This is a genomic window from Mycolicibacter acidiphilus (genome assembly GCF_018455725.1).
Taxonomy (GTDB): Bacteria; Actinomycetota; Actinomycetes; order Mycobacteriales; family Mycobacteriaceae; genus Mycobacterium; species Mycobacterium acidiphilum.
Window position 1 is genome coordinate 157,609 of sequence record NZ_JAHCLR010000003.1, and the last position, 15,563, is coordinate 173,171.

The 15,563-nt window shown below is 71.0% G+C and carries 13 protein-coding genes; 2 read left to right on the forward strand and 11 right to left on the reverse strand.

All coding sequences use genetic code 11. The features are described from left to right. Positions 1–5 precede the first annotated feature (5 nt). Complete coding sequence (gene purL, locus KIH27_RS02540; RefSeq protein WP_250149447.1) at positions 6–2,285, reverse strand: phosphoribosylformylglycinamidine synthase subunit PurL; 2,280 nt, start codon at positions 2,283–2,285, stop codon at positions 6–8. A gap of 126 nt (positions 2,286–2,411) precedes the next feature. Here purL and KIH27_RS02545 point away from each other — a divergent pair, with 126 nt between their 5' ends. Then, positions 2,412–3,077: an HAD family hydrolase gene (locus KIH27_RS02545; RefSeq protein ID WP_307856764.1), complete on the forward strand. Its 666-nt coding sequence runs from the start codon at positions 2,412–2,414 to the stop codon at positions 3,075–3,077. Between the two features lie 50 nt (positions 3,078–3,127). Here KIH27_RS02545 and KIH27_RS02550 read toward each other — a convergent pair whose 3' ends face one another. From KIH27_RS02550 to KIH27_RS02580, 7 genes are all read right to left on the reverse strand, one after another. Continuing rightward, a complete protein-coding gene (locus KIH27_RS02550; protein ID WP_214091342.1) occupies positions 3,128–4,381 on the reverse strand; it encodes a M18 family aminopeptidase in 1,254 nt (417 codons plus the stop codon). A 63-nt stretch (positions 4,382–4,444) separates the two neighbouring features. Further along, a complete protein-coding gene (locus KIH27_RS02555; protein WP_214091343.1) occupies positions 4,445–8,476 on the reverse strand; it encodes a PGRS repeat-containing protein in 4,032 nt (1,343 codons plus the stop codon). A 248-nt stretch (positions 8,477–8,724) separates the two neighbouring features. After that, entirely contained in the window at positions 8,725–9,399 is a 675-nt protein-coding gene (gene purQ / locus KIH27_RS02560) for a phosphoribosylformylglycinamidine synthase subunit PurQ (RefSeq protein WP_214091344.1), read from the reverse strand. Then, positions 9,396–9,635, reverse strand: a complete 240-nt coding sequence (gene purS / locus KIH27_RS02565) for a phosphoribosylformylglycinamidine synthase subunit PurS (protein ID WP_214091345.1) — start codon at positions 9,633–9,635, stop codon at positions 9,396–9,398. Before purS ends, purQ begins: the two co-directional genes overlap by 4 nt. A 70-nt stretch (positions 9,636–9,705) precedes the next feature. Continuing rightward, complete coding sequence (locus KIH27_RS02570; protein ID WP_214091346.1) at positions 9,706–10,539, reverse strand: PE-PPE domain-containing protein; 834 nt, start codon at positions 10,537–10,539, stop codon at positions 9,706–9,708. Beyond that, entirely contained in the window at positions 10,536–10,886 is a 351-nt protein-coding gene (locus tag KIH27_RS02575; protein ID WP_214091347.1) for a hypothetical protein, read from the reverse strand. The genes KIH27_RS02570 and KIH27_RS02575 overlap by 4 nt, the downstream gene beginning before the upstream one ends. 10 nt (positions 10,887–10,896) lie before the next feature. Continuing rightward, the gene (locus KIH27_RS02580) at positions 10,897–11,730 is read right to left on the reverse strand and encodes a GH25 family lysozyme (RefSeq protein ID WP_214091348.1); all 834 of its coding nucleotides are present in this window, start codon (positions 11,728–11,730) and stop codon (positions 10,897–10,899) included. A gap of 121 nt (positions 11,731–11,851) precedes the next feature. Here KIH27_RS02580 and KIH27_RS02585 point away from each other — a divergent pair, with 121 nt between their 5' ends. Then, positions 11,852–12,490 (forward strand): MBL fold metallo-hydrolase, encoded by a 639-nt coding sequence (locus KIH27_RS02585; RefSeq protein ID WP_214091349.1) that lies wholly within the window; start codon positions 11,852–11,854, stop codon positions 12,488–12,490. A gap of 100 nt (positions 12,491–12,590) precedes the next feature. Here KIH27_RS02585 and KIH27_RS02590 read toward each other — a convergent pair whose 3' ends face one another. Genes KIH27_RS02590 through KIH27_RS02600 form a run of 3 tightly spaced genes read right to left on the reverse strand, consistent with a single transcriptional unit; the run spans position 12,591 to position 15,523 of the window. Beyond that, positions 12,591–14,246, reverse strand: a complete 1,656-nt coding sequence (locus KIH27_RS02590; protein ID WP_214091350.1) for an FAD-binding dehydrogenase — start codon at positions 14,244–14,246, stop codon at positions 12,591–12,593. Between the two features lie 19 nt (positions 14,247–14,265). Beyond that, the gene (locus KIH27_RS02595; protein WP_214091351.1) at positions 14,266–14,976 is read right to left on the reverse strand and encodes a DUF2334 domain-containing protein; all 711 of its coding nucleotides are present in this window, start codon (positions 14,974–14,976) and stop codon (positions 14,266–14,268) included. A gap of 58 nt (positions 14,977–15,034) precedes the next feature. Next, complete coding sequence (locus KIH27_RS02600) at positions 15,035–15,523, reverse strand: glutathione peroxidase (protein ID WP_214091352.1); 489 nt, start codon at positions 15,521–15,523, stop codon at positions 15,035–15,037. Between the last annotated feature and the right edge of the window lie 40 nt (positions 15,524–15,563).

The following is a 15,563-nucleotide window of genomic DNA, read 5'->3' on the forward strand; positions in this document are numbered from 1 at the left end:
TCCGGCTATCCGAACAGCCCGGGCAGCACCGATTCCGAGGTCTGCTGCAGTTCGGCCAGCGTGATGTCGAACTGCCCCTGAACCTCCACCGAGTCCGATGCCTGATCGGCCACACCGATCCGGGTGACCGGCAGCCCGCGGGCTTCGCACATGGACCGGAACCGGCTCTCCTCGGTGCGCGGCACCGCGACCAGCGCCCGGCCCGACGACTCGGAGAACAGCGTCACGAACGGGTCGGCGCCTTCCGGAAGCAGTACGCGGCAACCGGTTTCGCCGGCCAGCGCGGACTCCACGACGGCCTGGATCAGCCCACCTTCGCTGATGTCGTGCGCCGCCGAGATCAGCCCGTCACGCGATGCGGCGACCAGCACCTCCGCCAGCAGCTGCTCGCGGGCCAGGTCGACCTGCGGCGGCAGGCCGCCGAGGTGACCGGCGGTGACCTGCGCCCAGATCGACCCGTCGAACTCATCGCGGGTCTCGCCGAGCAGCATCAGCGTCTCGCCGGGTTCGGTGCCGAAAGCCGTTGGGATGCGGCGCTTCACGTCATCGATCACGCCGAGCACCCCGACCACCGGGGTGGGGTGGATCGCCGTCGACCCCGTCTGGTTGTAGAAGCTGACGTTGCCGCCGGTGACCGGAATGCCCAGTGCCGCACAGCCGTCGGCGAGACCTTTGACTGCTTCGGCGAACTGCCACATCACGCCGGGGTCCTCCGGGGAGCCGAAGTTCAGGCAGTTGGTGACCGCGGCGGGGGTGGCGCCGGTGACGGCGACGTTGCGGTACGCCTCGGCGAGCGCTAGCTGTGCACCGGTGTAGGGGTCCAGCTTGGTGTAGCGGCCGGACGCGTCGGTGGAGATCGCGACGCCGCGGCCGGTCTCCTCGTCGATGCGCAGCACCCCGCCGTCGGCGTGCTCGGCGAGCACCGTGTTGCCGCGGACGTAGCGGTCGTACTGCTCGGTGATGAACGCTCGGCTGCACAGGTGCGGGCTGGAGATCATCTGCAGCAGAGTCGCTTTGAGCTCATCACCGGTGCTCGGCCGCTGGATTCCGGCGGTGGTGTCGGCGTTGAGGGCGTCCTGGGTGTCGGGACGCTGCACCGGACGCTGGTAGATCGGACCCTCGTGGGCGACGGTGCGCGGCGGCACGTCGACGACGGTCTCGCCGTGCCAGGTGATCTGCAGCCGGTCGCCGTCGGTGACCTCGCCGATCACGGTGGCCAGCACGTCCCACTTCTTGCAGACCGCCATGAACGCGTCGACGTTCTCCGGGGCGACGACCGCGCACATCCGTTCCTGCGATTCGCTGGAGAGCACCTCGGCGGGGGTCATGCCGGTCGCCCGCAGCGGCACCCGCTCCAGGTCGATGTGCATGCCGCCGTCACCGGCGGACGCCAGCTCCGAAGTGGCGCAGGATAATCCGGCACCGCCGAGATCCTGGATGCCGACCACCAGGTGTGCGGCGTACAGCTCCAGGCAGCACTCGATGAGCACCTTCTCGGTGAACGGGTCGCCGACCTGCACCGCGGGCAGCTTCTTTCTCCCCGCCCCTGATTCGTCCCCGGCGAACGTGTCGCTGGCCAGCACCGACACGCCGCCGATGCCGTCGAGCCCGGTGCGCGCCCCGAACAGGATGATCTTGTTGCCGGTGCCCGACGCGAACGCCAGGTGCAGGTCTTCCTTCTTCAGCACCCCGACGCAGAGCGCGTTGACCAGCGGGTTGCCGGCGTAGCACTCGTCGAAGATCGTCTCGCCGCCGATGTTGGGCAGGCCGAGCGAGTTGCCGTAGCCGCCGATGCCGCGCACCACCCCGTCGACCACCCGGCGGGTGTCGGGGGCGTCGGCCGCGCCGAACCGCAGCTGGTCCATCACCGCGACCGGGCGCGCGCCCATCGCCATGATGTCGCGGACGATGCCGCCGACACCGGTGGCCGCGCCCTGGTAGGGCTCCACGTAGGACGGGTGGTTGTGCGACTCGACCTTGAAGGTGACCGCCCAGCCGTCGCCGATGTCGACGACGCCGGCGTTCTCCCCGATCCCGGCCAGCATGGTCTTGCGCATCTCGTCGGTGGTGGTCTCGCCGAAGTAGCGCAGGTGCACCTTGGAGGACTTGTAGGAGCAGTGCTCGCTCCACATCACCGAGTACATCGCCAGCTCGGCGTCGGTGGGCCGGCGGCCGAGGATCTCACGGATCCGCTGGTACTCGTCGTCCTTGAGACCCAGCTCTTTGAACGGCTGCGGGTGGTCGGGGGTCGCTGCGGCGTTGGCGACGGTGTCAATCACGGCCATGAGTCTAATTGCCGGTGGCGGCGGGGCAGGTGGCCTCGGGCGGCACCCCGCGATTTCGGCGCGGTTAGCGTCGCTGGGCGCACGTTAGCGCGCCGAAATCGGCCGCTGCGGCGCTAGCGTGATGGCGTGACGCTGCCGGGATCGGTGAGCGCGGTTGTCTTCGACTGCGACGGCCTGCTGCTGGACACCGAGAGTTGCTGGTCACGGGCGGAGGCGTCACTGTTCGCCGACCGCGGGTTCGACTTCGGACCGGCCGAGAAAGACCTGCTCATCGGCCGCACGGTGGAAGCGGCCTGCGCGAACATGGCGGCGCACTTCGGGCATCCGGGCCAAGGCCGACGCCTTGAGGCCGAGCTGTTCAGCCGGGTCGAGGCAGAACTGGCGGTGCGGGTCGATCCGATGCCGGGCGCGGTGCGGCTGCTCAACCTGCTGGCGGGCCGGATCCCGATCGCCGTCGCCACCAACAGTCCACGCGCCCTGCTCACGACCGCGCTACGCACGTCGGGCCTCGACCGATTCTTCGGGGTGACGGTGGCCGCCGACGAGGTCGACCGGCCCAAACCGGACCCGCAGCTCTATCTGCGGGCATTCGAACTGCTCGGCGCGGCACCACAAACCGGGGTGGCGCTGGAGGACTCGGCGACCGGGGTGGCCGCCGCCCGCGCCGCCGGCGCCTTCCTCGTCACGGTGCCCTCCCAACCCGGGCGGCGACTCGACGGCGACTATCTGACTGATGCCCTGGACGACCCGGCACTGCTCGACTGGGCAGTGAACGTGCAACCGCGGGGATGATTTCGGCGCGGTTCGGGTCGCTGAGCGCACCTTTTCGCGCCGAAATCACGTCAGGCCGGCGCCAGGAACGCCTGCAGCGCCGCGGCGTAGGCGGGCACGTCGTGGGCGCCCATCATCTCGCGGGCGGAATGCATGGCCAGTTGTGGTGCGCCGACGTCGACGGTGGGGATGCCGGTGCCGGCGGCGACCATCGGGCCGATCGTCGACCCGCACGGCAGGTCGGCGCGGTGCTCATAGCGCTGCAACGCCACGTTCGCCTGACGGCACGCGAGTGCGAACGCGGCGGCGGTGCGCCCGTCGGTGGCGTAGCGCAGGTTCGGCTGGACCTTGAGCACCGGGCCGGCGTTGACCTCGATCAGATGGCCCGGCTCATGCCGGTCGGGGTAGTTCGGGTGGGTGGCGTGCGCCATGTCGGCCGAGGCCAGCATCGACTGGGACAGCCGGCGCAAGTGGTCCTCCCGGTTGCCGCCGGCGGCCAGCGTGATCCGCTCCAGCACCGTCGGCAGCAGGTCGGAGGCCGCGCCGTGGTCGGAGGTGGATCCGACCTCCTCATGGTCGAACAGGGCGAGCACCGGCAGCTGGGAGTGCGGCTTGGCGGCCAGCAGCGCCTCCAGCCCGGCGTAGCAGCTGGCCTGATTGTCCAGCCGCGGTGCGCTGACGAACGCGTCGCCGATGCCGCTCAGCCGAGCCGGGTTGAGGTCGTGGACCATCAGGTCGAAGCCGAGGACCTCCAGCGGCTCGACGCCGGTGCGCTCGGCGATATAGCCGAGGAACTGCGGGGAGTCGCCGTCGCCCCACAGCGCGTTGACGTGCCGCTGCGGGTCCAGGGTCACCGACTTGCGGTCCTCGGCCAGGTGGATGGCCAACTGCGGCACCCGCAGCAGCGGCTCGTCGATGCGGACCAGGTGGTGGGTGATGCGGGCGCCGGCCCGGACCGACAACCGTCCGCTGATCCCCAGGTCACGATCGAGCCAGGAGTTCAGCCACGCCCCGCCGTAGGGCTGCAGCGCGACCAGCTGCCAGCCGGCGACGATCCGATCGGACCGCTGTTTGACCCGCAGGTTGGGGCTGTCGGTGTGGGCACCGACGATCCGGAACGGCCGGTCCGCGTTGTCGCCGGTGTTCCAGGCCACGATCGAGCCGGCCCGGACGGTGAAATACCGTCCCCGTCCGGGCCAGCGGTCGGCCTCCGCCAGTTCGCTGTAACCCGCCGCCGTCAGCCGCTGCGCAACCGTCGCACACACGTGATACGGCGACGGCGAGGCGTCGATGAACTGGCAGAGTCCGTATGCGGTGGCGGCCATGACGTCCAGTGTTTCTCATCGGCGCACGATCGGCGCCGAAGGGGTGCAGCGGCCTGTCGACGCCTAACTGCCGGGCTGGCCCGCGTTACCCGGGCCTCCCGAACTCCCGCCGGGCGCTCCCCCGGTGCCGCCCGCTCCGCCGCCGCCCGGGGCGCCGGGGGTGCCGTCGGGCTTGCCGTGTGCACCGCTGCCGGCGGCACCTCCGTTTCCGCCGGTGCCGCCCTGTGGACCGTTGCCGCCGCTACCGGTGGTTGCGCCGGTGCCACCGTCACCACCGTTGCCGCTCGCACCGCCCGCACCGCCGGTCCCGCCATCACCGCCGACCCCGGGGTAGAGCGACCCGCCGTACCCGGCGCCACCCGTACCTCCCGTGCCACCGGTGCCGCCCTGGCCGCCGCTACCGGCGTTGCCACCGACTGCGCCGGTCGCCGCGCCGCCGTCGCCGCCCTTGCCGGCGGCGCCACCGGTGCCGCCGGTGCCACCGGTGGTGCCGGCCTGGTTGACCACTGCTCCCTGAGCACCAACGGCGCCGCTGCCACCGGTCCCACCGTTGCCGCCGGTGCCACCCTGACCACCGTTGCCGTTGTCGTCGATCCCTGAGACACCGCCAGCACCGCCGGCCCCAGCATCACCGCCGTGACCACCGGCACCGCCGTCGCCGGCCGCAATCACCGTGGAGCCGACGCCGCCGGCGCCACCGCTGCCGCCGCTACCACCGTTGCCACCACTGCCGCCACTGCCGGCATGGCCGGCCTGCGCGGCCCCGCCCTGGCCACCGACGCCACCGGTGCCACCGCTGCCGCCGTGACCGCCGTCGCCGCCGACACCGGCGTTGACGGCACCGCCGGCACCTGCGTGACCTGCTCCGCCACCACCGGCGTTACCACCGTTACCACCGATGCCGCCATTGCCGGAGATGCTGCCGCCGGCCCCGCCGGCACCGCCCGCGCCACCGGAACCACCGTTGGCGCCGTTGACGCCGACGGTCAGAGCATCCGAACCCCTGCCTCCGGTACCACCATTGCCACCGGTGCCGCCGTTACCGGCCGTACCACCTGAACCACCGGCGCCACCGGCGCCGCCATCCCCGGCCTTACCCACAGCGGTGATGGTGTCGAACCCGTCACCACCCTTACCGCCGTTGCCACCGTTGGCCGTCGCCGCACCACCAGCAGCCTGCGCCCCGGTACCACCGGCCAAACCACCCGCCCCCGCCGAACCGGCGTTACCGCCGGCACCACCCTTGCCACCGTCGGCGATCAGCGACGAACTGCCGTTCGACCCATCACCACCATTGCCACCAGAACCGGCCGCACCACCCTGACCGCCGGCGCCGACCGTGCCATGGGCCGCCGCACCACCGTTGCCACCGGCACCACCCGTGCCGCCGCTGCCACCCGCACCACCGCCGCCGGCAGCGCCACCGCCGAGCACACCCGAACCACCGTCACCGCCGTTGCCGGCTGCGCCACCGGCACCACCGGTGCCGCCGTTGCCCGCGTTGGTGCCGCCGGCACCGCCGGCACCACCGTGGCCACCGTTGCCACCGTTCGGACCTGACGCACCCAGTGCCGCAGCACCATTCGCACCGTTACCGCCGTGGCCACCGGCACCGCCAGTGCCGCCATCGCCATCGGTGCCACCACTGCCACCGGCGCCGCCATCACCACCATTGCCCGCGGTTCCGACCGCGGTCAGCGTGTCGAAGCCGTCGCCGCCCTTGCCACCGTTACCGCCCGAGGCGGTCGCATCCCCAGACGCTGCCTGGGTGCCGGTGCCACCGGCCAGACCACCAGCGCCGGCCGTGCCCGCATTGCCACCGGCGCCGCCCTTGCCGCCATCGGCGATCAGCGACGACGACCCGTTCGAACCATCGCCACCGTCACCACCGGATCCGGCCGCGCCACCGACACCACCGGCACCGACCGTGCCGTGCGCGGCCACACCACCGTTGCCACCGGCACCACCGGTGCCGCCGGAACCACCGGCACCTCCACCACCGGCAGCGCCACCACCGAGCACACCCGAGCTACCGTCGCCGCCGTTGCCAGCCGCACCACCGGCACCACCGGTACCGCCGTTACCGGCAAGCGTGCCACCGGCACCGCCGACACCACCGGCGCCACCATTGCCTCCGCCGGGACCGTTCTCACCGAGCACCGGCGTCCCGTTGGCGCCGTCACCGCCGTGGCCGCCGGCACCACCGGTGCCGCCGTTCCCGGCCGTGCCACCCGTGCCGCCGGCACCGCCGTCACCACCGTTACCGGCCGTACCCAGCGCGGTCAGGGTGTCGAAACCGTCACCACCCTTACCGCCGTTACCACCAGAAGCCGTCGCAGCACCGCCGGCGGCCTGGTGGGCACTGGCACCGTCGAGACCACCAACACCCGCGGTGCCCGCGTTGCCACCGGCACCACCCTTGCCACCATCGGCGATCAGCGACGACGACCCATTCGAACCATCACCGCCATTACCGCCGGATCCGGCCGCACCACCGACGCCGCCGGCACCGACCGTGCCATGCGCCGAGGCGCCACCCGTGCCGCCGGCACCACCGGTGCCACCGTTACCGCCGTTGCCGCCACCGCCGAGTGCTCCACCACCGAGCACACCCGAGCCACCGTCGCCGCCGTTGCCGGCCGCACCACCGGCACCACCGGCACCGCCATTGCCGGAAGTCGTGCCCGCCGCACCGCCGGCACCACCGGCACCGCCGTTGCCACCGTTCGGGCCGGAAACCCCCAGCGCCGCCGCCCCGCCGGCACCGTTACCGCCGGCACCACCGGCACCACCGGTACCGCCGTTGCCGGTGAGGCCGCCGGTGCCGCCGGCGCCACCCGCGCCACCATTGCCGGCGGTGCCCACAGCGGTCAGTGTGTCGAACCCGTCACCGCCCTTACCGCCGTCACCGCCGTCGCCGACCGCACCGCCGGCGGCCTGGCTGACGCCGGCACCGTTGAAGCCGCCCACTCCGGCACTACCCGCGTTGCCACCCGCACCGCCCGCGCCGCCGTTGGGGATCAGCGACGACGACCCGTCGGACCCGTCACCACCATCGCCACCGGAGCCCGCAGCACCGCCGGTACCACCGGCACCGGTCACACCGAGGATCGCAACGCCGCCCTTGCCACCGTTACCGCCGACACCGCCGTTACCCCCGTGGCCGCCGGCACCGGTCACCAGGCCGCTATTGCCGCCGAGCACACCCGAACCACCGGAGCCGCCCTCGCCGCCCGCGCCACCCGCGCCACCGGCGCCGGCGTCACCGATCCAGTTCTTGCTCGCACCGCCGTTGCCGCCGTTGCCGCCGTCACCGGCGTTGGTGCCGGCCTGTCCCAGCGCTGCCAGGCCGTCATAGCCGTGCCCACCGCCACCGCCCGCACCGCCGGCGCCACCGTTGGCGAACAGCCAGCCGACCCCGTCGCCGCCGTTGCCGCCGTCGCCGGCGTCGGTGCCGGCCTGCCCGACAACGATGTTGTGGTAGCCGGCGCCACCTTCGCCGCCGGCGCCGCCGATCCCCATCCAGGTACCGCCGGTGCCGCCGTCGGCACCGTCACCGCCGTTGACTCCGGTCAGGATGCTGTCGTAACCGTCACCGCCGGCACCGCCGTTACCGAACATGCCGGCGTTACCGCCGGCCGTGGCCGCAACCCCGGGCAGCAGGCTGTCGTAGCCGTCGCCGCCGTCACCGAACAGCCATCCGGCGTTGCCGCCGGCGATCCCGGGCAGCAGGCTGTCGGCGCCGTTGCCGATCACGTAGCCCATGCCCATCGAGTTGATGATCGTGTCGATGAAGATGCCGGTCGGGCTGGTGATCCAGTCCTGCATCATGGTGTGCATCGGCTGGTAGAACCAGTCGTCGACCAGGCCGGAGACCGTGATCGGGTCGGCCGCGAACGACCCGGACAGCGCCGCCTCGGCGCCGGAACCGTCCAGCCATGACCAGTCCCACCCGGTCTCGGCGAGCCCGCCGGTGTCGGCGGGCACGGAGATCGAACCGAGCAGGTCCTGCAGCCAGTCCAGCTCACCGTCGGCCTGTGCCACCGGCGCAGCGGCCAGCGGCGACAGTCCGAACGCCAGGAACGCGCCGATCACGGTGCCCGCACCTGCCGTGCGACGCCGAGTGGATCGAGCGCCCTGTGCTGCGCCTCGCTTGCAGTGGCCCATGTGCGACTCCCCGCATGTTGGTTCCGGTGTGACGGCCAACACGGTAGCAAAGCTTGCGATTAGCTGGGAAATCGCTCAGTCGTCAATTGGAGTCGTCGCAATGACGCACAGATTTTCAACGAAAGATGCCCACTATTCCACAAAGAGGAACTGTCGGGCGGACACGGCCGCCGGAATCAGGCGGTGAGCACCGCGTCCAGCGCGGAGTAGAACAGGCCGAGCCCGTCGTCGGACGGGCCGGTCAGCGCTTCGGTGGCGTGCTCGGGGTGCGGCATCAGCCCCACGATGCGTCCGTTGGCCGAACTCACACCGGCGATGTCGCGCATCGAACCGTTGATGTTGTCCAGGTAGCGGAACACCACCCGGCCCTCGCCCTCCAGCTCGTCGAGCACGGCTTCGGAGGCGACGTAGCGGCCCTCACCGGATTTCAGCGGGATCAGCAGGTCGGCGTCGGCGTCGAACCGCGACGTCCACGCCGTCGACGTCGAGGCGACCCGCAGCCAGACGTCCCGGCAGACGAAGTGCAGGCCGATGTTGCGGGTCAGCGCGCCCGGCAGCAGCCCGGCCTCGCAGAGCACCTGGAATCCGTTGCAGATGCCCAGCACCGGCATGCCCTTGGCCGCGGCCGAGACGACCTCGCCCATCACCGGGGCGAACCGGGCGATGGCGCCGCAGCGCAGGTAGTCGCCGTAGGAGAATCCGCCGGGCACGACGACGGCGTCGACGCCCTTCAGGTCGGCGTCGCCGTGCCAGAGGCTGACGGCCTCGGCGCCGACGGCGCGGACCGCACGGGCGGCGTCGACGTCGTCGAGGGTGCCGGGGAAGGTGATGACGCCGACGCGGGCGGTCACCGGTTCTCCCGGGTCACGGTCCAGTCCTCGATGACCGTGTTGGCCAGCAGCGATTCGGCGATCTCGGCCAGCGCGTCGTCGCTGATCGAGTCGTCGACTTCGAGTTCGAATCGCTTGCCCTGCCGCACGTCGGCGACGCCGGCGTGCCCGAGTCGGGCCAGCGCGCCGACGATCGCCTGCCCCTGCGGGTCGAGGATCTCGGCTTTGGGCATGACGTGCACAACCACCCGGGCCACGCGCGGCTCCCTACTGTCGACTGCGGATTGGTCGGCGTCAACGATACCGGCGGGGTGTTCGCCGAGCAGATCACACACTGATATCGGCGGTCTGCGCCGCGATCTGGCGGATTCTGTTGACGACGGTCGGCACGAACGGCCCGTAGTGGAAGTGCGGCGCGTTGGCTCCCGCCGCGGCGAACGTCAACCCGTTGATGATCGCCTCGACCGTGGCGACCGGGGTGAACAGGTCCTCGGCGATCTCGGCGACGTCGATCACCGTCGCCGTCTGAACGATGTTGTAGATGTTGGTCTCCACCCGGCCGGGCGCCGCCTCGTCATGCCACGGGTCCGCCCCGACCGGCGCGCTGGCGTACAGGTCACCGTCGAGCGCGAAGCTGTAGAGGAAGTCCGGGGTCTGCGCGGGCGTGAGGTCCGCCGGCCCGGCGATGCCCCCGGTGACCACACCGTCGAGGTCGGTCGGCAGCGGCGCCCCGGCCAGCAGGTTGCCGTTGGCGATGCCCGGGCAGCGCAGCGGATCGCCGAAGTTGAAGATCGCCGCCACGTCGGGCAGGCGGTCGTGGATGACGCCATCCGCGGCCAGTAGGTCCAGCGACCAGACCACGTCGGTGACGATCGCGCCCTGGCTGTACCCGCACAGCACGATCGGCCCCGGCGTACTGCGGATGGCGGCGACGAGGTTCTCCCGCCCGCCCTGCACGCTGGGCGCCATCGGGTAGACGGCGGCGGGGTAGTTGATCGGGAACCAGTTCACCGGCGAGGTCGCCGCCAGCCCGTCGAGTTTGTCGGCGACGATCTGCCAGGGTGACGGCATCAGCGCCTGCGCGACCTGCACCGGGAACTGGTTCGGATCGGTCGGCCCGGCCTGCCCGGTGCCGCCGACGGTGAACAGTGCCAGGGTCACTTCTGCCCTTTGTAGTTCACCGAGTTGATCTCGTCGTCGTTGATGTGCGGGTTCTGCGTGAGCACCCACTTGGTGAGCGTGAAGACGCAGTCCCACAGGTCGTAGTCGTTGCCATCGGCGAGTTTCTGCTTGCGGGTGAGCAGCTTGGCCATGCTGGTCGCCTGGTCCAGCAGCGACGGCGACGCGTTGGCGCCCTCGGGGAAGGCGTAGTCCTTACTCAGCCCGAACATGTTGGCGTCGTAGAACATCGCCGCCTGCCGGTAACCGAGGATCTGCCCGACGAAGTTGGTTCCGTCGAGTTTGTCGGACACCGTCTGCGCGGTCGCGTCGACGTTCGGATCGGTCATGGCCTGCCTCCTAGTGGTTTTCGCTCTCGACGTCGTTCTTCACCGCGGCCAGTGCGTCGACGACGGTAAGGTTCTGCCCCTTGCTGTTCTGTCCAAGTTGCGGCCAGCCGGCCAAACCCGGTCCGCGCAACTGGGTCTGGATGTCCAGCACCGCATTGAGCAGTTGCAGCTGTTGCTCATCGGTGAGCGCCATCAGTGGTCCTCCTGTTCCCAGCAAACGATGCAGATCTGACACGGTTCCGCGGAAGGCGTCGGCGTCGCAGACCAGACCGGCGACCTGCGCCTGGTCGGTGAACTGCAGGATCGCCGGGGTGGCGCCGCCGTAGGCGTTCCAGCCCGGCCACGACGAGCCCGGGTAAAGCACTGAGGCATAACCGGTTCCGGCGACGTAGTCCGAGGCGATCAACCCGACGACCTCGGAGATGTCCGGCGAACCGATGTCCTGCCAGTACCAGTGCGGGATATAGGACAGCCGCATATTGACCCCGGCGGCCACGAACGCCCGCCACACCGCCCAGAAGTTGTCGATGTCGCCACCGAGGTCCTCGAAGTCGAGCATGCAGGGCACTTTCGGGTCGCCGGCGTTGGACAGATACGTCGCGGCCTGCTGCGCGGCGTCATTGGTGGTGACGTAGTGGTAGCCGACGACGATGTTCTTGGTGGACTTCGCCCACGACAGCACCGTCGGCCAGTAGGGGTCGGTGAAATAGTTCCCCTGCGACACCTTGTGTTCGATGAACGTGAAGCCCTCACGGATGATCTCGTTCAACACGGGCACTATCGTCGCGGGCGCCCGGCCACCCCAGTTGTCGTTGGACAGGTCGACGCCGTACAGCGGATTCACAGTCCTCCCGTCCGGGCTCGTGATTGCTGAAAGTCTACGTCTGCGAGCAGGATTCGTCATCCCCGACGCATCCGGCGAGTCCGGCTGCGGCCGTCCATCGCCGCGGCGCACAATCGAAGGTATGCAACTGACCCACTTCGGCCACTCCTGTCTGCTCGCCGACTTCGGTGGCACCGCGATGCTGTTCGACCCGGGGAACTTCTCGCACGGCTTCGAGGGGATCACCGGTCTTTCGGCCATCCTCATCACCCATCAGCACCCCGATCACGTCGACGTGGAACGGTTGCCGGCACTGCTGGACGCCAACCCCGGCGCGGCGCTCTACGCCGACCCGCAGACCGCCGCCCAGCTGGGGCCGCCGTGGCGCGCGGTGCATGCCGGGGACCTGTTCAGCGTCGGGGATCTGGTGGTGCGCGGCGCCGGCGGTGAGCACGCGGTGATCCACCCGGAACTGCCGCTGATCGACAACATCTCGTATCTGATCGGCGATGCTGAACATCCGGCCCGGTTCATGCACCCTGGCGACGCGCTGTTCGTGCCGGATGAGCCGGTGGATGTGCTGGCGACTCCGGCGGCGGCGCCGTGGATGAAGATCTCCGAGGCCGTCGACTACCTGCGGGCGGTGGCGCCGGCGCGGGCGGTCCCGATCCACCAGGCGATCATCGCCGCCGAGGCCCGCGGCATCTATCACGGCCGGCTCGCGGAGATGGGCCGCACCGACTTTCAGGTGCTGCCGGCGGAGGACGCCGTCACGTTCTGATCTCCCGCCCACCCCGCCGAACGTGAACGTAGGCGCACGCTCGGCCGTCGAACGTGAACGTAGGCGCCCGCTCGGCGCAGAGAAAAGGACGCGAGGGCGCTCAGGCGATGTCGCCGGCGGCGCCGCGGCCCGCCGCCCGGCCGGAGAAGATGCAGCCGCCCAGGAAGGTGCCCTCCAGCGCCCGGTAGCCGTGCACGCCGCCGCCGCCGAATCCGGCTGCCTCGCCGGCCGCGTACAGTCCGTCGATCGGCTTGCCGTCGGCGCCGAGCGCGCGTGAATCCAGGTCGGTCTCCAGTCCGCCCAACGTTTTCCGGGTCAGGATGTGCAGCTTGACCGCGATCAGCGGCCCCGCGTTCGGGTCGGTGAGCCGGTGCGGCGCCACCACCCGGCCCAGCCGATCGCCCAGGTACGAGCGAGCGCCCCGGATCGCGGTGATCTGACCATCCTTCGTGAACCGGTTGACCACCTCACGGTCGCGGGCGGTCACCTCGGCCTCCACCGTCGCGTAGTCCAGCGGGGTCACGTCGGGCACCTTGTTCATCGCGGTCACCAGCTCACGCAGCGAGTCCGCCTGCACGAAGTCCACCCCGCGGTCGACGAAGGCCTGCACCGGCCCCGGCGCCCCGGACCCGACCCGCGACCGCGCCAGCTTCAGCAGGCTCCGCCCGGTCAGATCCGGGTTCTGCTCCTGGCCCGACAGCGCGAATTCCTTCTCGATGATCTTGCGGTTCAACAGGAACCAGGTGTAGTCGTGTCCGGAGGCCGCGATGTACTCCAGCGTGCCGAGGGTGTCGAAACCCGGGTACAGCGGCCCGGGCAGCCGCCTGCCGGTGGCGTCCAGCCACAGCGACGACGGTCCGGGGATGATCCGGATCCCGTGGTGCGGCCAGACCGGGGCGTAGTTGGTGATGCCCTCGGTGTAGTGCCACATCCGGTCCCGGTTGATCACCCGGGCGCCGGCGGCCTCGGTGATGCCGATCATCCGGCCGTCGACGTGGGCGGGCACCCCGGCCAGCAGTTGGCCGGGCACCCGGCCCAGCCGCGCCGGCCAGTTCTGCCGCACCAGATCCAGGTTGCCGCCGATGCCGCCGCTGGTCACGATCACCGCCGGTGCTCGGAGTTCGAACTCCCCCACGGTGTTCCGCGACGACGACACGCCTCGCGCCGCCGATGACGGTTCCAGCACCGCACCGCGCACCCCGGCCACCCGACCGTCCTCCAGGATCAGTTCGTCGACCCGGTGCCGGTGCGCGAACCGGACCCGCGACCGACCGCGCAGCCGGCCGGCGAAGATCTCGACCAGTGCCGGCCCGGTGCCCCAGGTGATGTGGAACCGCGGAACCGAATTGCCGTGGCCCAGTGCGTCATAGCCGCCGCGTTCGGCCCAGCCGACCATCGGGAAGATCCGCAACCCGCGGGCCCGCAGCCAGCTGCGCTTCTCCCCGGCGGCGAAGTCGACGTACGCGTGCGCCCACTGCCGCGGCCAGTAATCCTCATCCCGGTCGAACCCCGCGGTGCCGAGCCAGTCCTGCAGCGCCAATTCGTGACTGTCCCGCACCCCGAGCCGTCGCTGCTCCGGACTGTCGACGAAGAACAGCCCGCCGAACGACCAGAACGCCTGGCCGCCCAGATTCGCCGCGTTCTCCTGGTCCACGATCAGCACCCGCTGGCCGCGGTCCACCAGTTCGCAGGCCGCCACCAGACCGGCCAGGCCCGCTCCGACGATGATCGCATCGGCGTCCGCATGATCGCTCATGGCGGTCCAGCCTAACGACTCAGGCGCTGCGCTCACAGTGCCGATCGGCCGTCATCGGCCACCGGTACACGGCGGGCTCGCAACCCTGGTCCAGTGCCGCGTCGACGGCGTCCAGCGCTGCCCGCACCACCGCCGGCCGGCTCAGCTGACGGGCGGTGAGCGCGAGCCGGACCACACCGCCGCGCCGGGCGACCCGCTCGGCGGACAGCACCACCGTCGAGCACCACCACGGTTCGGCCAGGAACGCCCCGCCGATGCCCAGCACCCGGGCCCGCACGGTGGCGCCCGACACCAGGTCGGTCATGCTGTACATCCCGAGCAGCAGGCGGAATCCGTTGCGCGGCAGCGCACGCAGCGCCCCGTCGGACACCTCCCAGCCCGGCGGGGCGAACAGCCGAGTCCGCAGGCCGAGGTGTTCGAGCACCCGGTCGGCGCCGATCAGCCGCAGGTTGGCCTCGTGCGCGGGCAACGTCGCGAACTCGCCGCGCCGCTTGCGGGTGGCGGCCTCGTCGAACCCGTGCAGCACGATCCCCGCGCCCGCCGCCCGGCGTGCCGTCAGCCAGTCGGCGGTCACCGGGTCGCGGTCCAGCCGGTAACCGCCGCGCAGCCGCGGCGCGACCAGCAGCGACGCCGGTACGCCGCGGTCATCCAACTGGGCGCAGAACGCGGCGGCGTCGGCGCGGGTGTCCGCGGCGATCCCGGAGACGGAGACGATCAGCTGTCCGGTCACACCGCCAGTGTGGCGCGCCAGGGTGTCGGGCAGGTGACGGGCGGGCAGACGGCGGGCGTCAGCTCGGCAGCACGGCCTCGATCGCCGCGATCACCTCGGGGGCGTCCGGCACGGTGGTGGGCCGGAACCGGTTGACGACGGTACCGCCCGGGGCGATCAGGAATTTCTCGAAGTTCCACTGCACGTCACCGGCGGTGCCGTCGGCGTCGGCCGTCTTGGTCAGTTCGGTGTAGAGCGCGTCGCGCCCGTCGCCGTTGACCTCGGTCTTGGCCAGCAGCGGGAAGGTCACCCCGTAGTTGGTGGAGCAGAACGTCTGGATCTCCTCGGGCGTGCCGGGCTCCTGGCCCATGAACTGGTTGCACGGCACCCCGATGACGGTCAGCCCGCGGTCGGCGTAGTCCTGCGCGAGTTTCTCCAGGGCGCTGTACTGCGGGGTCAGCCCGCATTTGGAGGCGACGTTGACGACCAGGACGGCTCGGTCGGCATAGTCGGCCAGTGAGGTGGGCTGACCGGCGAGGGTGGTCAGCGGGATGTCGGTGATGCTCATTGCCGCGACGTTACCCGCGCGGCGACGCCACGCCGGACGA

Bases quoted from the DNA above. Each gene is read 5' to 3' on its own strand.
- KIH27_RS02550 (WP_214091342.1), bottom strand. From the start codon at position 4,381: ATGGCCGCCACCGCATACGGACTCTGCCAGTTCATCGACGCCTCGCCG.
- KIH27_RS02600 (WP_214091352.1), bottom strand. From the start codon at position 15,523: ATGAGCATCACCGACATCCCGCTGACCACCCTCGCCGGTCAGCCCACC.
- purL (WP_250149447.1), bottom strand. From the start codon at position 2,285: ATGGCCGTGATTGACACCGTCGCCAACGCCGCAGCGACCCCCGACCAC.
- KIH27_RS02575 (WP_214091347.1), bottom strand. From the start codon at position 10,886: ATGACCGATCCGAACGTCGACGCGACCGCGCAGACGGTGTCCGACAAA.
- KIH27_RS02590 (WP_214091350.1), bottom strand. From the start codon at position 14,246: ATGAGCGATCATGCGGACGCCGATGCGATCATCGTCGGAGCGGGCCTG.
- KIH27_RS02585 (WP_214091349.1), top strand. From the start codon at position 11,852: ATGCAACTGACCCACTTCGGCCACTCCTGTCTGCTCGCCGACTTCGGT.